The sequence below is a fragment of the Gimesia alba genome (genome assembly GCF_007744675.1).
Lineage (GTDB): Bacteria > Planctomycetota > Planctomycetia > Planctomycetales > Planctomycetaceae > Gimesia > Gimesia alba.
This window is the reverse complement of record NZ_CP036269.1, coordinates 4,757,624-4,772,146: the sequence shown is the minus strand read 5'-3', so window position 1 is coordinate 4,772,146 and position 14,523 is coordinate 4,757,624. Positions and strand designations below refer to the sequence as shown.

Annotated in this window: 13 protein-coding genes; 7 read left to right on the top strand and 6 right to left on the bottom strand. The window is 47.6% G+C overall.

Annotated elements, in window-relative coordinates:
* Window positions 1-204: 204 nt before the first annotated feature.
* The 5 genes from Pan241w_RS17780 to Pan241w_RS17760 all read left to right on the top strand — a co-directional run bounded on the left by Pan241w_RS17780 (window position 205) and on the right by Pan241w_RS17760 (window position 4,102).
* Entirely contained in the window at window positions 205-2,049 is a 1,845-nt protein-coding gene (locus Pan241w_RS17780) for a P-loop NTPase fold protein (protein WP_145218442.1), read from the top strand.
* A 135-nt stretch (window positions 2,050-2,184) separates the two neighbouring features.
* A complete protein-coding gene (locus Pan241w_RS17775) occupies window positions 2,185-2,673 on the top strand; it encodes an NUDIX hydrolase (protein WP_145218440.1) in 489 nt (162 codons plus the stop codon).
* A 92-nt stretch (window positions 2,674-2,765) separates the two neighbouring features.
* Entirely contained in the window at window positions 2,766-3,122 is a 357-nt protein-coding gene (locus Pan241w_RS17770; protein ID WP_197999996.1) for an ArsR/SmtB family transcription factor, read from the top strand.
* Window positions 3,123-3,141: 19 nt separating this feature from the next.
* Window positions 3,142-3,669, top strand: coding sequence for an SRPBCC family protein (locus Pan241w_RS17765; RefSeq protein WP_145218436.1), 528 nt, complete (start codon window positions 3,142-3,144; stop codon window positions 3,667-3,669).
* 16 nt (window positions 3,670-3,685) lie between these two features.
* Window positions 3,686-4,102 (top strand): hypothetical protein, encoded by a 417-nt coding sequence (locus Pan241w_RS17760; protein ID WP_145218434.1) that lies wholly within the window; start codon window positions 3,686-3,688, stop codon window positions 4,100-4,102.
* A 380-nt stretch (window positions 4,103-4,482) separates the two neighbouring features.
* Here Pan241w_RS17760 and Pan241w_RS17755 read toward each other — a convergent pair whose 3' ends face one another.
* Both Pan241w_RS17755 and Pan241w_RS17750 read right to left on the bottom strand, forming a co-directional pair.
* The gene (locus Pan241w_RS17755; RefSeq protein WP_145218432.1) at window positions 4,483-6,849 is read right to left on the bottom strand and encodes a M56 family metallopeptidase; all 2,367 of its coding nucleotides are present in this window, start codon (window positions 6,847-6,849) and stop codon (window positions 4,483-4,485) included.
* Window positions 6,846-7,235 carry a BlaI/MecI/CopY family transcriptional regulator gene (locus Pan241w_RS17750; protein WP_145218430.1) on the bottom strand — a complete coding sequence of 130 codons (390 nt, stop codon included), beginning with the start codon at window positions 7,233-7,235 and terminating at the stop codon, window positions 6,846-6,848. Before Pan241w_RS17750 ends, Pan241w_RS17755 begins: the two co-directional genes overlap by 4 nt.
* Window positions 7,236-7,712: 477 nt before the next feature.
* On the opposite strand from Pan241w_RS17750, the gene Pan241w_RS17745 reads away from it, so the two are divergent.
* Together Pan241w_RS17745 and Pan241w_RS17740 are read left to right on the top strand one after the other, a co-directional pair.
* Window positions 7,713-8,636 (top strand): DUF1559 domain-containing protein, encoded by a 924-nt coding sequence (locus Pan241w_RS17745; RefSeq protein WP_145218428.1) that lies wholly within the window; start codon window positions 7,713-7,715, stop codon window positions 8,634-8,636.
* A gap of 81 nt (window positions 8,637-8,717) precedes the next feature.
* Window positions 8,718-9,221 (top strand): transthyretin-like family protein, encoded by a 504-nt coding sequence (locus tag Pan241w_RS17740; RefSeq protein ID WP_145218426.1) that lies wholly within the window; start codon window positions 8,718-8,720, stop codon window positions 9,219-9,221.
* Window positions 9,222-9,362: 141 nt separating this feature from the next.
* Here Pan241w_RS17740 and Pan241w_RS17735 read toward each other — a convergent pair whose 3' ends face one another.
* The 4 genes from Pan241w_RS17735 to Pan241w_RS17720 all read right to left on the bottom strand — a co-directional run bounded on the left by Pan241w_RS17735 (window position 9,363) and on the right by Pan241w_RS17720 (window position 14,477).
* Window positions 9,363-9,701 carry an HPF/RaiA family ribosome-associated protein gene (locus Pan241w_RS17735; protein ID WP_145218424.1) on the bottom strand — a complete coding sequence of 113 codons (339 nt, stop codon included), beginning with the start codon at window positions 9,699-9,701 and terminating at the stop codon, window positions 9,363-9,365.
* A 158-nt stretch (window positions 9,702-9,859) separates the two neighbouring features.
* Complete coding sequence (locus tag Pan241w_RS17730) at window positions 9,860-10,183, bottom strand: hypothetical protein (RefSeq protein ID WP_145218422.1); 324 nt, start codon at window positions 10,181-10,183, stop codon at window positions 9,860-9,862.
* 57 nt (window positions 10,184-10,240) lie between these two features.
* Entirely contained in the window at window positions 10,241-12,832 is a 2,592-nt protein-coding gene (locus Pan241w_RS17725) for a YbcC family protein (protein ID WP_145218420.1), read from the bottom strand.
* 61 nt (window positions 12,833-12,893) lie between these two features.
* Entirely contained in the window at window positions 12,894-14,477 is a 1,584-nt protein-coding gene (locus tag Pan241w_RS17720; RefSeq protein WP_145218418.1) for a proton-conducting transporter transmembrane domain-containing protein, read from the bottom strand.
* Window positions 14,478-14,523: the final 46 nt, after the last annotated feature.

The following is a 14,523-nucleotide window of genomic DNA, read 5'->3' as shown; positions in this document are numbered from 1 at the left end:
TGATAAGGATTGGCGTTGTTTGCAGTTTTTCTTTGAAGATCGATTGAAGTGGTCATATATGGAAAAAACGTTTTATTAGAATTTAGGAGCTCTTGCTTGTATTGAATAAGCGAATGCGGTAGTAAAGTGTACATAGCAGGTAATTATTGCACTATGGTTATATGATCACAGTGTGTCTTATACTACATGCAATGAAGGGCTATAATGCGAGAAGCTGCTCACCCCCATCTTTCAAAGTTAGTAAATCAATTCTCAAGAGAATTAGTTTTCTCTGATGCAATTCGGAGTTGTTTGGAAACAGACATACTACCATCAAGAACTAAGTTTCCACGACGATTTACTGAAAGTGATATCGAATCTAACCGTTATCACACCAAACGTTTAGCTATAGACGACCATCTAAATTCCTTTCCTGAGTCTGAAGAAAAGTATGAGCAACTGCTGCAGCATCTGTTCTGGCGCGGGATGGATGCTGATGAAGAAAAACATGTTCCCGAGCTTTATATTACTGGGCCTGTTGGATGTGGAAAGTCGACTTTTATTGATTATTACATCCGACATTATTGCCCGGAAAAAGGGGATCATGCCGAAGAATTTGATAAGAAACTGGTTGTTTACTTTGACGCCCGCAGTTTTCAATACCATGCGCATGCAAATCAGAGATTCTTTGATGCGATGAAGAAGGCGGTTGATGAGCACTGCAAATCACATGATATTGAAATTGCTATCAAACGGCCCACACGAGATAGTATTGATCGCCTACAGGAGTCGCTGCAGCGACTCTCAGAACTTTGCGAAACATCTGAGAACTTTAAATACTTAGTACTCGTGTTAGATAATCTCGATAACTGTCCGGTTGCTGTTCAAAGATTGGTGATTCAGTATATTAACGATATCAAAAAATACACGACAATTAAATTATTTCGTGTAATCATTCCTCTGTGGCCAACTACGTACGATACATTTTCTCAAACAACTGAAGTGCTGACTACCGGCAAACCTCGAATACACCTCGGGCCACCTCTGGAAAAGGAGTTTATTGGAAAGCGTCTTGCCGTAATCAAGGATCGTATCGTTGAAGAAACCAGTACATACGTCGAAGCACATGGGGCTCCAAAGCTAACTGATTGTGATGATTTTTTATCATTTGTAGACTTTGTGTTCGATAGTTTGCAATCAGAGAAAATTGGTCAACTAATTAGAGACCTGGCCAATGGTGATCTGCGACGTGAGCTCTGGATTTGGGAGGGAGTCCTACGGTCGGCAGCCGCTGAAGATATATTCTCCAGTAGAAAAAAAACGTCAAAACGATTATACGATTACGAGTGGATGGAAGCGCTGATTGCGGGTGATCTTCGTACCAGAAATGAACATGATGAAAGGATTGCAAACCTCTTTACACTACATCATGATAACGCATCGCCGCGGGATTTTCTTGCAGGGATTCATAATCTGCATCTACTCTCACGTTTGCCAAAAAGAAGATCGTGGTATGTGGACATGATCCGTCTTGGGTATCGTGAAGAATATTTGAGTGATCTTGAAACATCACTACGAAAATATAATCTGATTCACCCCGTTCCAGAACTATTTTGTGGGGAGGATTTTGATGTGCATAAAAGGACAGTTGACGCCTATTTGCGAATATTATCGCATCCCGCTTATATTGATAATATGGCGATGATAACACCCGTAGATCTGGAAACAAAAAAACAGATCAAACAGACTGCAGGGCACATTTCTAGAGACTTTCAAATGCGCGTTCATTCATCGACGTCATTTATTGAGTTCACTCGTGACCAAGAGCAGAGTTTTATGAATGGGTTTAAGGCACGTTTCGGTGATGATAAGCACAGCTTGGTAAGGGAATTGCAATGGCTTGATTCGGTGAAGTTGCCTTCCGTTTCTTACGCGATGGCAGACTCATACATTAATCGGCTCAATGGGCTTGTTGAGAGCGGTTTTATTGATGAGGAAAGGTGGCTTTTGCATTGTATAGAGCGTTTAACCGCCGTGAAAAACTCATTTCCTCGCGAGTATCTATTGTAATTAGGAAAAAAACGAGTCAAACTCTGATTCTAAAAGTCACGCCATGCTTTTAATCATCCGAGAGAAGTAAGCTGAGTGATTGCTTAGAGCGATGTGTGAAATCCCAAACTATTTAGGCGGCTTTATAAGGCTCCTATGCAACACCGCCATTCAGCCCGGGCGATTCTGCTGAATTATCAGGATCAGGTGCTGTTGATCCAGCATCAAGATACAACGCCCGTTGATCCTGCGCGGCCTGACGTGCTCTCTTACTGGGCAACACCCGGCGGCGGAATTGAAGCAGGGGAGCAAGCAGTAAATGCGCTCCGGCGTGAGTTGCGAGAAGAACTTGGTCTGACACATGTCACAATCGGCAGGCAGGTTGGCATTCGAGAAGTTCGGTTGAATCTACCGGAAGCGGGCGTGGTGCTCAGCCACGAAACCTACTATGTTTGCCGCGTCTCGGAAGTACCCCTAATCAATCAGGCAGGGTTATCGGACAGCGAGCGGCAAACACTGAAGGCGATCCGCTGGTGGTCCTGTGAGGAACTTGTTAACACGACTGAGATTCTGCGTCCCGGTGCGCTTCCCCAACTCGTCGAAACCGCATTTCTCGACGGTTCTGAGCCGATGGATGTTTCTTAGCGCCGGTCTTGAACATCAAGCTTGCTCACCCGGTTGATTCAGTCTCATGTCTTGTGAACGAGCCGCTTGACATATAACCAAAAGGTTATACAATGTGGTTTATGAACAGTTCAGATACAGACACTGATGTCTTTTCCGCGATTGCCGACCCGACCCGCCGCGAACTTTTACTGCGACTGGCACGGGAGGGCGAACGGAATGTTACGCAGTTAAGGGAACCGTTTTCCATCAGCCAGCCGGCTGTTTCAAAGCACTTGCGAATCCTTCGTGAAGCGGGACTGGTACACTGTCGCAGATCGGGCCGCGAGCAACTTTATGGTATTGAAGCCAATCGGTTGCGTGATGTGCATCAATGGGTCTTGCTGTTCGAGAAATACTGGGATGACAAGCTCGACGCGCTCGGCGAATACCTTGACGAAAAGAAGAAAGCCAGACAAAAGAAAACGTAACTAAACTAAAGGAGACAGCATGGTCGCACGCAAACCAATTACCATTCGCAAGGAGCGGTATTATCCACACCCGCCTGAGGATGTCTGGGCGGCGATCACTGATCCTCATGCATTAGCGGAATGGCTGGAACCGAATAATCATCAGCCCGTTGTCGGGCATAAATTTGAGTTCCGTTGTGATCCTGGCCTGTGTGGATCGGGCATCACTGAATGTGAAGTTCTGGAAGCGGACGCTCCCAAACGGCTCGTGTGGAGTTGGGCTCATGTGCCCAAAGAGGAGTCGCATCCGCGTCCGGCTCCGATGATCATCACCTGGACGTTGACGCCTCAGGATGAGGGAACGCTTTTGATACTGGAACACACCGGAGCCGAGAATGTCGATTGGCTGACTCGCAATATGATGCGGATTGGCTGGGGATACATGTTGAAGAAGATGGTCCCTCGTGTCTTGGGGCACGTCGAGTCCGGCGTATTCCGCTGTGGTGCCATTCCCATCGAAAAACGCTATTACACGTGCAAGACGATCCCGGACAAATATGTGCGTTGAGGAAGCAGGGAGAAAAATGAAACTTCTCGATTATGCCAAAGCGGCTGGTGTTGCTTTCATCTTACTGGCGATCAATGTGCTGATTGTCATTCTGGTCGTGATGGTTTATGCCTTGTTCATCGAGCCGGGACACCCAAGCGAATTTTACGACGAAGCCGCTAAATGGTTGGCGCCATGGTGTTTGCATACAGCGGGAACCGCATTGTTTTTCGTGGCAGGCTGGTTCCTTACGACACGCCAACCTGAGCGAAACGCGTATCAGATGGTGATGATCGTGACTCTGTTTTACTTATTCATCGACGCTGCGTCGGTCGGCTTCGCAGGAATCTGGTCTGTCGGATTTGCCTTATCCATGCTGGCGAAACTCCTCGCATCCCTGGCGGGAGCATTTGCTGGTTCCCGATTCCGGTCCAAACCAGCGCACCCCAGGTAGTGTTGATTTATTGGTTTTAAAGTGATTCTCATGAATGTAACCTCACCGTGATCGGTATTAACCGCGGCTAACGCCGTGCGGCTGATCTGGTTTATGGTGATTTCCCAACCAGAATGACTTATTAGCCGAAGGGCGTTAGCCCCGGTTTCTTCCATTTGCTAAGAAGCATTCGAATTAAAAAACGCTGCCCAGGGACCCCTGAAATGATGCCAGTAAAAAATGCATCACGCCACTCAAGTGTCGCGGCAGCGGTTGCTGTACCCTATTGAGAACGCATTTCTTGCCACTTTTGAACGGTTTTCTTTCAGGACTGATTGCACGGAAGGGGTAGGGGAAAGGCACCCGTTTCTGACTGTCTGGTCCTGTCAACAATTCTGTTGTTACAGACGTGGGCGGCAATTGAGATAAATACCGTCCATGATGGGGATCTTTTTGATGTGAACGACTGAGAGGTGTCCTTCCTGGTTCAGTACCCCGATGTAAGGGCCAATGTATTCAGTGTAATGTCGCGTTGGAAACTGGTCGAAATAGGTTTGAATCTCGTTTTTGACATTGATGTCATGTTTGTCCTGCTTTTTAATTTCAGCACGCAAAGCATCCTTACTGATTGCATCGGCTTCGAACCAGTTTTTCACATTCAGCAGTGCCAGCTTTGTTCCACGTACTGCAAACAGTTCGCCATTTTTGTAACCGAAATCGCCTTTGCCAGTTTGATTGAGCCAGTGAGAGATCTTGTCCGGTTCGCGGGCAGTCGCTGGCACAGTGATTTGCGGAATTGCATTGGCTTGAATGGCAGAGTCCATATCAATTAGGGTGTATGAATTATTGAAATCTTCTAAATCGAGTACCTTACCGCGGAATATTTCGTTTGATGTGAACCCCAAGGTCACATATCCATTACTGGAGTTGGCATGTTTGACTTCATCATCAAAAGGCAGAGTGTTAGTGATGCCGATGGTATAAGGACGATATGCCTGCTGAACATACCAAGACAAATGACTGACCACGAACTCAATTTCATGCTTACTATTATTAGAACTTCGCTGCAGTATATTTTTGAATTGATTGAATTGTTCCTCTGTCAGTGGACGGTCGAACTGGGTACACAGAGGATCCGTAAAACGAGTCTTAAGATCCTCGAGTGCAGTCTGATAATTCACATGGCTAGTTTCGGGTAAACTCTTGATATGATTTGACATGAACGTCCACAGTTCTTCCCGACGTTGTGCCTGTTTTTTGCTCAAGGGGTCGCGCTGCAACGCCTGGCTAAGCTTCCATTGGAGTGTTTTGAGTCGGTCAGGCATAAACAGGTAGGTTTCATTCAACGAATCCATTCTGTTCGGGTCAAAGCTGGTTAGAAACAGATGCTGTTTACTGTGTTCTTCAATCGCCGTGAGAATGGAACGTTTACGCTCATCGCTCATGTTTTCCGGAGCATACTTTTCGACGATCAGACGAAAATCTTTACGAATTTGATCCAGATCCGTTTCATTGAAAAACGGCAGATCGTATGCCTGAATCACTTTGATGAGGCGATTCGGAATTTCGACACTCAATTCACCCTCAGGCAACTTGCTGTTCTGCTCACTGGGGAAAAGAACAATCGTTTTTTTCTGAGGGATGCTGTTCATTGTGAATGCAGTCGCTACCAGACCAATCAATACCAGTCCGGTAAGACAGGCTGTGAGGTTGACATAGCCCACTTCATTTTTCGATTGCTCCAATATTCGGCGAACGCGGGAGATGAGCAAGCCGCCTGTTGCGGTCAGTACGATGGTTAGAGTCTCATGACGCTGCTGTTCAAGCCGCGCAAGCGCCTGGACGTATACGGCACGGTTTTTACCCAGAGCAACGGCGATATCATCACAGCAATGCTCGCGTTCCTGGCGGATCTGATTCGAGATCCACCACATTCCGGGATGGTAAAAGAGCAGAGATTCAATCACCGTTTGCGCGAGGTTGATCAAATAGTCATGCCTACGGACGTGGGCCAGTTCATGCGCTAAGATCATCTCGAGTTCTTGAACTGTGAGGCCTGTGATAGCGGAAGCCGGTAATAAAATGATGGGAGAGAAACAGCCAACGATCGTCGGCACTTCTACCAAGGATGACTGCAGAAATTGTACGCCTTGTTTGATGCCAAGCCGGACAGCCAGATTGGCTCCCAAGTCTCGTAACTGGGGCGAGAGTGGAGATAATCCGTGCCGTTTCAACCGGCGTACGTGGAGCCACCCCCAGAGTGGTCTTAGTGCAAAGAGGAGAGTACCGATTAACCAGACAGTGGTTGCCAGCGGCAGCCAGGGGCGCAATAGAGAGAACAGATTGTCTGAGAAAGAATTTGCAGGCAGGCTTGCTGGTAAAACTGTCTTTGTGTCGCTTTCTGTAGCAGAGGACTGCGTCACTGAAGACTGTGGGGAAGTAATCAGCTTCTCAGATTCTGTTATGACCTTCGAGGACGCTGGTAAATCGTCTGATACACTAACTATTGTGGTTGTGTTGTTAATGTCTGTCGAAATCCGCATGGCATTTTGTGAAAGCAGATAAAACGTGCTCAGCGGAAAGCCGAGCATAGAGAACAGCGTCACACAACAGATCAAATATCGAACGGTTGCCGGACGATTTCTGAGCAAGATCGAAACGAGACGATACGCAATTGCGAGTAGTGCAATCTGCCATAAGGAATGCAGCAATGTCCAACCCACGCGCTCAGCCCAAGCCGACTGGAAGATCGTTGCTAACGTGTTCATTTCTCATTCTCTTCCAACTCATCCAGTAACTGACGAATTTCTGACAGTTCTTGTGGAGAAGTTTTTTGTGAGGAAAGTGCTTGTAAAACAAGGCTTCCTGTGGAACCATTGTAAACTTTACTGATCAGATCCTTAAGCATTTTCTGCTGCGTACGTTGTTGTGTGGCGGCAGGACGGTATATCTGAGGATGAACTGTTTCGTCACGTTTGACAAGTTTCTTGCCGAGCATGACCGACAGCATCTTGACTGTCGTGGAGTAATTTGTGTTGCGATCTTCAGAGAGAGAGTTATGAATCTGACGCGCTGTCGCAGCCTGCTTCTCCCAAAGAATGCAAAGGATTTGTAGCTCGACTTCCGTCAGTTGTGAAGACGGGGGACGCGGCATCTCAGGGCTCCATTGAAAGAAAATACAAGTAGCGAATAATTTCGCTAGTCGAGTCGATGGTAGCGAATAGTTTCGCCATTGCAACCCCTGAAGCGAAAATATTCGCCACCAGGGCTGAGTGGCGTTTAATCTATCAGCATAAGAATATAATTCTTGCCACTTCCGAACTGGTATTATGACAGGACTGCCTGCAGAAAATATTGAAGTGAGGCGAATTCCTTTTCTGTGCGCTCCACGTACTCTTCTGTTGATCAAACAAGTCGAATGAGTCTTGATATGTTGTGTGAAACAAATGCAACGACGATCGATGGTTGTTTATTAATAATGCTAATATTCAGTCGAGTTAGAAAAGCAAATTGGCATGTATGAGATTTTTGTATACTTTTGGTTAAAAAAGGATATAGTGAAAGACGCGTGTTCATTGAGACGCGACCACTTCGATTTATTTCCATTTCTTTATTCATAAGGGGCCCGATTATGAATTCACCAAAACGCGGATTTACATTGATCGAATTATTGGTGGTGATTGCGATCATTGCGATTTTGATTTCTCTGCTGTTGCCGGCGGTCCAGCAGGCACGCGAAGCAGCACGACGCAGTTCTTGTAAGAACAACCTGAAACAGATTGGGTTAGCGTTGCATAATTATCATGAGGCATACAGTACGTTTCCTCCTGGCGGAATCACGATTGGCAGCTGTTGCAGTACGAAAAGCGGGATTAACTGGGCGATTGCGATTCTGCCTTACCTCGATCAGGCGCCGTTGTTTCAAAAGTATGACTCCAGCGCTTTCAATGAAGATGCTCCGAACGCGGCTGTGCGGGAGCAAAACATGGTTGTCTATAACTGTCCGTCGGATACCAACGCTGGTTTATTGAGGCAGCCGGAGAGCGGACCGGGCAGTGGTGTGAACTATCGGCTGTCGTCTTATCGCGCGGTTTCCGGGAAAACCGATACGAGTGGCTGGATGGATAACGCAGATGGGTCGAACCTGGCGCACAGTTGGAGAGGAGTATTGCATAGTATTGGGACGAATGGTTTCACGGTTGAGAAATTCAGTTCGATCTCCGATGGGACATCGAATACAATCGTGGTGGGAGAGTATCATACGAGAACCCGTCCTCGCCGCGGGACATTCTGGGCCTACACCTACACCTCTTACAGCCAGTCCTCTTTTACAGCGCAACGTCGGACTTTGATTCCCGATTACGATCGTTGTGTGGCGATCGGAGGCACTGGAGGCAGCAACGCCTGCAAACGAGGCTGGGGCAGCATGCATGTCGGTGGAATGCAGGTATTGCTGGCGGACGGATCAAGTCGCTTCATGAGTGAAAACATTGATTTAGGAATTTTTCAGAGTCTGGGAACACCTGAAGGAGGAGAAATCATCGGTGAGTGGTGATCGATCTGTTTCTCGCAAGCGAACAAGACAGATGATTCGAAAACGGATGGTTTGAATTCTATTTTAGGAGAGTTTTCACAGATGAGCAACTTTTTGATTCCACGATGGTTTCTGATGATCGTTACGTTGGTAGGCCTCACGGGATGTGGATCGAATAATGTGAAGCTAGCGTCTGTTTCGGGAACGGTGACGATGAACGGCGAACCGCTGCCGGGCACCACAGTGCTGTTTCGCCCTCGAACGACAGAGGGGGACAGTGAGCTTAAAGGAGCAGCGGAATCGTACGGCAAAACGGATGAACAAGGTCGCTATGAACTCGCCGTAGTGATGACCGGAGACAATGGGGCAGTCGTCGGCCCGAATGATGTGATCATTACGCTCGATGTGTTCGAAGAAATTCTGCCGTCCTATGACTCATCCGGAAAGGATCGTCGCGGCCCCAATCCGATTCCTGCGGAATACAATTCGAAAACCACACTGAAATTCGACGTTCCCCCCGAAGGAGCGGAGAACGCCGACTTCAAACTCGTGAATCCCGATTTCAAGGTTCCCGACAAGAAAGCACACCCGGAAAAAGATGTCTGATTGCGCCTATCAGGCTTTCATGAGTCTTGATTTCTGTTTGTCATGATCATATCTCACACTGATTCCGATTCTCTGTTTTAAAGAAACGAAAAAAACTAAAAAGAGACAGGACTTATGAAAAAGAAAGTCCTGTCTTGTTTCTTAAGTTTCGATCAGATCGGTATGACGCGTGCGATTGAATTTCTGCGAACGTGACCTTTTACGGGAAAGGGCACGAGAGGCTTTTTCAGCAATTTTAGAGATGCACACGGCAAGATCTTCATGCTTATGGTTTACGATAACATGACCGGTCCTGTGTCTGATCCGAACGCGGCACGCTTTGTCGATGCCTCCTCTCGGTCCGTTCAAGTCGCTGACGCTGAATTCGATGGATTTGATCATCGATTGAAATCGAGACAAAGCATATTCAAGGCGTCTCTCACAAAGCTGCTTCAATTGATGAGTTAATAACTGATTTCGATCTGTAAAGGTGATTGTCATCGGACTTCTCCTCTCGGGGGGATATTCAGAAACTCACGAATTACACACTCAGAGTTTTTCAATTGTCAGATCTGTCACTCAGCCTCGTCAGCCTGACTGTGGTATCACGTCTCAATTACATGAACTTGAAGATCTTGATGCTTAGGATCGTTCTTGAATCAGTACAAACACTTCGCTCGTGCTATCGAACGTGCTCTCACACGAGAGATTTCTCGTTGGGCTCTCTCAGCAATCTTGGACAGACACGTGTCGATGTTTTCACCTTTCTGGTGAAAGACAATTTGACCATCGCCATGATCGATCTGAACTCGATATACTTTTTTCAACTCTCCCTGAGGGTTTTTCAGGGCTTTGATATTCAACTCCAGGGAGAGCATCATGGGCTGGAAATGGGGCGCGAGAACATCATGCAAATATCGCTTGCAGAGTTGAACCAGCTGTTGGCCTAATAATTGACTTTGATCGATAATGGTAATTTTCATCGCATTTCTCCTTGTTAAGAAATTCAGTAAAAAATAAGTTCGGTGTAGGGAAGAGTCTCAGGATTGCGTCAATTCAATCTTGTTCCAGTTACCATCAGTGGAGTACTGAAACTGTTGTTGTTCCTCCAGCGAAATCAGGTGCATCCATCCGCCGGTGAGTAGATTCGAGATGTCTTGATGTTTCGCAATGATCTTTTCGATGACGTTTCTCGGTGCGGCAATCAGGACTTGTAAACGCAGTGGTTGATGTTGAAACTTCGCACCGGTATTCAGCGACTGCCAGGGTAAACCCGTCATCAAGTCTCCCCCATTACCTGAGAGAATTCCAAAACCTCCCACAACATTATGCAGCGTTTTGTTTCCGCTGCCGAAATGGTGGTTGTCGACGGTGGAAGCGTAGTATTGCATGTTGATCCAGTGGGCGACGATCATCGGAGCTGTCATGATATTTTCCAGGACGATTCCCTCCTGATCGTTCTCGTGATCATAGCTGTGCAGGAACGTCCGGGCATCCAGGTTAATCTCTCGTGTAAATTCCCGCGGCGCGATGACAAAGGCGGCGTTGCCTGCCAGTCCCCACTCGGGGCGTACTTCGGACCAGTCTGCGGCGCGTCGCATCAGATCGGTCATTGTGGGAGCATTTATCTCTGGCATACGCTCGACTCGGGAATTCTCAGAAGCAAACTGAGAGATTTCGATGAGCGTTTCCAAGTCCTTGTGGTGTGTCTCTGGAACTTGATCGCATTCGAAATAATCGAGGCTGTCTGTCGTAGTATTGTGTAAGCCTGCGACAAACCAGGTGTCAGAGGGAATCGTGATTCCCCGGTGTTCCAGTGCACGCCGTACCACAGTTTGATTCAGAATTTTCGCTGCGATTCGGGCATTCGGTTCGCCAGAGTGTCCCCCACAGGCGCCGCAGTCCAGGCCGGCTTTGAGAGGATTGTTTTCTGTTTGGCTGCCATGTCCGCAAAATACCACCAGTCGAGAAAAGTTCTCCGTCAAACCCAGATTCTTTAACATCGATTCGGCTAAGTCAGTCAGCTCAGTTATTGTGATTCCCTGCTGATTCAAACCATTCAAACTGGGTTCCAGTACCTCAAAGTTCTCGCGGAATAATCTCTGGGGATCGGCGTCTGAAGGTTTTGAAGTGGAACCGACGGATCGTTGCCAGAGTTTCAGTCCATAGAGTAAACCGGTCGTTTCTACAAACGGGAAGCAGCCCACGGCTGAGGTACGCAGGTTTTTCCAGAGTTTTCGCAATGATCTGGACAGGCCGCGTTGCTTGACGAGATGCGACTTCAAATCTGGATCTGCAGACTGAACATCTTCGTAAATCTGTATTTGAGGTTTTAATAAGACGGGGACCTGACTGTCTCCTGACTGATCTCCCAGTCGCACGAATTCGATCGGCAGGCCAAAAAATCCAGCAAATCCGAATGTTTCAATGTGGGAAGAGACTGATTCCAGTTGCCGCCGAATTCGCTCTGATCGGACATCGATGCAGAAAACCATCTGTGCTAATTTCCGTTCTGCTGGAACCGTTGAAAAATGAGTTGCTTGTTCGGAGTGTTGTGTGATGTCAGATGAGGCTGATGGAATCGCAACGCAATTGAGCAGTCGATCCCGGAACGCGATTTCAGAAGCACGTAACAGCGTATATCGCAAGAACTCGTTGTCTTGTGCGTCAGCAGATAACTTAAATGAAATCGGCTGGTGACTGGCGAAATCGCGCCAGTCCACTTCGAATGCCTGCGATTTTGAAAGTGCGGCATCGTAAGCGAGACGCATTGCCATTAGACCCGCCAGATCGTTACACAATGGATCTTCGGTTTCCGATTCTTCAGACTGATATTTGACCCAGGCGCTCCAGCCGGGGATGGAAAAGGCCTGACAAAGCAAATAGGTTTCCCACAGGGCGGGCGGAACATGCAAACATTGCAATGAAGCAATCATTGAGGCTTCAGCCGTGTGGGGAAGCTCCGAGACATAACTGCAGAAACCAGTCAGTCCGTGGAATTCCATATTTCGATCATGGACCGCCGCGGAACGCCAGGACTGGTACAAGGTCATCTCTTTCCAGGGGCTACCCCAGACGGCTTCTCCCTGGTCGTAGTGCATTGCACAATATTTAGAGATCTCATCACAGATCTTTTCGGACCAGTTCCCCTGAGTTTGATGATCCAGCATCTCAGACAAAGTGCGAACGGGTCTGTCCTGTTTCTGCTTCATCTGGTCAGTGTGACTGACTGGTTTCTCCAGGCTATGCAACAATTCTACAATTTCCTCTGCAGAGGGGATGGGGTGAGTGCTCAGATTGGTGCTCTCTAATTCCTCGACTGCAGATTGGATCTGTTTAACCCCGAATTGTCCTGAACGGAATTCTTCAGCATAGTGTTCCAGAGGCATCAGGTTTTCGCAGTCGGAGAAAATTCGTAAATAATTTCGTGCATTCAAGAATGAACGTTCAGAAATCCCGTGATAGGGATTCACTGCCACATAATCTTTTAAAGGCGAGACTGGCGAAATCACCTGAGAGACGACTTTGAGTGCTTCGGAAATCTGTTCTATCAGATATCCCTGTTCGGGAATGAATTGGTTGATTAGATCAGGCGAAGAAAAGTACCGCGACTCGGATTGCATTTGTGACATTGTTTTACTCTTTCTAAAGGTTTGCTTTAATGAGCGATCAACAAACAGGTCTCGAACTGGTTTATTCCCGGGTCAGGTTCTCGAAACGTTGCCTGAGCAGCGCCTCAACATAGAACCCGTTGAGGGCATGGATGTAGAGCTTGTTGATCCATGCGGGCTTTTGGGCTTGTGAGATCTTGCGCTGTAACAGCGACATGCTGCTGAATCCGACCACGATCAGAGCAGCAGCCGCCCAGGCTAGATAAGCGGAACTGGAAGTGCTTTGGTTCAGTCCTACAATTTTGTCGATCGCGACGAAACTGAGACTGTAGGCCAGGCAGAGTACCAGGGAGATGCCAGCGGTTCGAAGCAGCAGGGAACGATTGTTTGATTGTAAAGCCTGTCGCATCCAACCCAGCAGCGCGAGGCATATAATGAACCCCAGTAGAATGCCACCTGGTTTTGTGAGCGGGTTGATACCGAAGAGCGCCAAGCTCGCGCAGTAAACCATGACAATACAGACACCGGTTATCAAGAGTTTGCTTGAGGATACCTTCTCTTGGTGATGGTTTGCCTGATTCCAACCTGAAGCTTTGTTTTGATCGAGCACGCTACCACTATTCAGAAACGCATGCGCTTTGTAGAGCGAATGAGCCAGAATATGCAGCATGGCAGCGGAAAAAGCACCCAGGCCACATTGCAGCATCATGAATCCCATCTGCGCAATGGTGGAATAAGCCAGGTTTTTCTTGATACTGGTTTGCGTCAGCATCACGGTGGCAGCAAAACAGGTTGTGACCGTTCCCACCACAGCCAGACCAGCCATGGCGGTAGGATTCAAGAAAAGCAGGGGGCTGGTACGGATCATGAGAAAGCCTCCCGCATTCACGATTCCCGCATGCATCAAAGCCGAGACGGGAGTTGGTGTATCCAGTGTTTGTGGCAACCAGGTATGGAATGGGAATTGAGCGGATTTGGATATGGCTCCGAGTACCAGTAGCGAGACCGCCCACATGATCCGGGGAGAATCGAACCCGGACTGGTACTTGATGGATGCGAAGATCTCGGAAAAATTGAGAGTCTGAAATTCCTGGTAAATCAGTATTGTAGCGCCGATCAGGGCAATGTCACCAATGCGACTCACCGTGAATTTCGTCCATGCAGCCCGTTGAGCCGCTGGTCGATTTCTGTAAAATAGAAGCAGTTGGTGAAGCCCTAAACTGGAGATCGCCCAGGCAACGATGAACAGCAGCAAATTTCCCGAAATCACCATCAGGGAGACTGCTCCTACCGTAAAACCGGTCCAGCGGAAATAGTTGCCCTGTTCGGGTTCACCATCCAGGTATCGGATCGAAAAACGGCTGATGATCCAGCCGACAAAGCTGACCAGTGAGTACATCAAGCAAGAGGCACCGTCAAACATGACGAGGTTGAGATTGGTGAGTTTGACGGTTTCGGGTAGATTGTCCAGACGAGCGTCAAAAAATACCTGTGAGGAGTAGAGCAGAACAAAGAGAGTCGCGAGCAGGCATTGAATGCCTGTGACTAAGGTTGTCATTTGACAAAGTTGATTGCCCCGCGTGTTCGCCGCTTTTCTTGGAATTAACCCAAACATCAGCAGAAGGCAAGCAGGAAGGATCAAGATCAAACCAATTTCACCAGACATTGTATGATCTCCAGTTCATTAAAATAGAGTCGTGAAAACAGATACG

Bases quoted from the DNA above. Each gene is read 5' to 3' on its own strand.
- Pan241w_RS17730 (WP_145218422.1), bottom strand. From the start codon at position 10,183: ATGAAAATTACCATTATCGATCAAAGTCAATTATTAGGCCAACAGCTG.
- Pan241w_RS17775 (WP_145218440.1), top strand. From the start codon at position 2,185: ATGCAACACCGCCATTCAGCCCGGGCGATTCTGCTGAATTATCAGGAT.
- Pan241w_RS17720 (WP_145218418.1), bottom strand. From the start codon at position 14,477: ATGTCTGGTGAAATTGGTTTGATCTTGATCCTTCCTGCTTGCCTTCTG.
- Pan241w_RS17735 (WP_145218424.1), bottom strand. From the start codon at position 9,701: ATGACAATCACCTTTACAGATCGAAATCAGTTATTAACTCATCAATTG.
- Pan241w_RS17745 (WP_145218428.1), top strand. From the start codon at position 7,713: ATGAATTCACCAAAACGCGGATTTACATTGATCGAATTATTGGTGGTG.
- Pan241w_RS17765 (WP_145218436.1), top strand. From the start codon at position 3,142: ATGGTCGCACGCAAACCAATTACCATTCGCAAGGAGCGGTATTATCCA.
- Pan241w_RS17750 (WP_145218430.1), bottom strand. From the start codon at position 7,235: ATGCCGCGTCCCCCGTCTTCACAACTGACGGAAGTCGAGCTACAAATC.
- Pan241w_RS17770 (WP_197999996.1), top strand. From the start codon at position 2,766: ATGTGGTTTATGAACAGTTCAGATACAGACACTGATGTCTTTTCCGCG.
- Pan241w_RS17755 (WP_145218432.1), bottom strand. From the start codon at position 6,849: ATGAACACGTTAGCAACGATCTTCCAGTCGGCTTGGGCTGAGCGCGTG.
- Pan241w_RS17740 (WP_145218426.1), top strand. From the start codon at position 8,718: ATGAGCAACTTTTTGATTCCACGATGGTTTCTGATGATCGTTACGTTG.
- Pan241w_RS17760 (WP_145218434.1), top strand. From the start codon at position 3,686: ATGAAACTTCTCGATTATGCCAAAGCGGCTGGTGTTGCTTTCATCTTA.
- Pan241w_RS17780 (WP_145218442.1), top strand. From the start codon at position 205: ATGCGAGAAGCTGCTCACCCCCATCTTTCAAAGTTAGTAAATCAATTC.
- Pan241w_RS17725 (WP_145218420.1), bottom strand. From the start codon at position 12,832: ATGTCACAAATGCAATCCGAGTCGCGGTACTTTTCTTCGCCTGATCTA.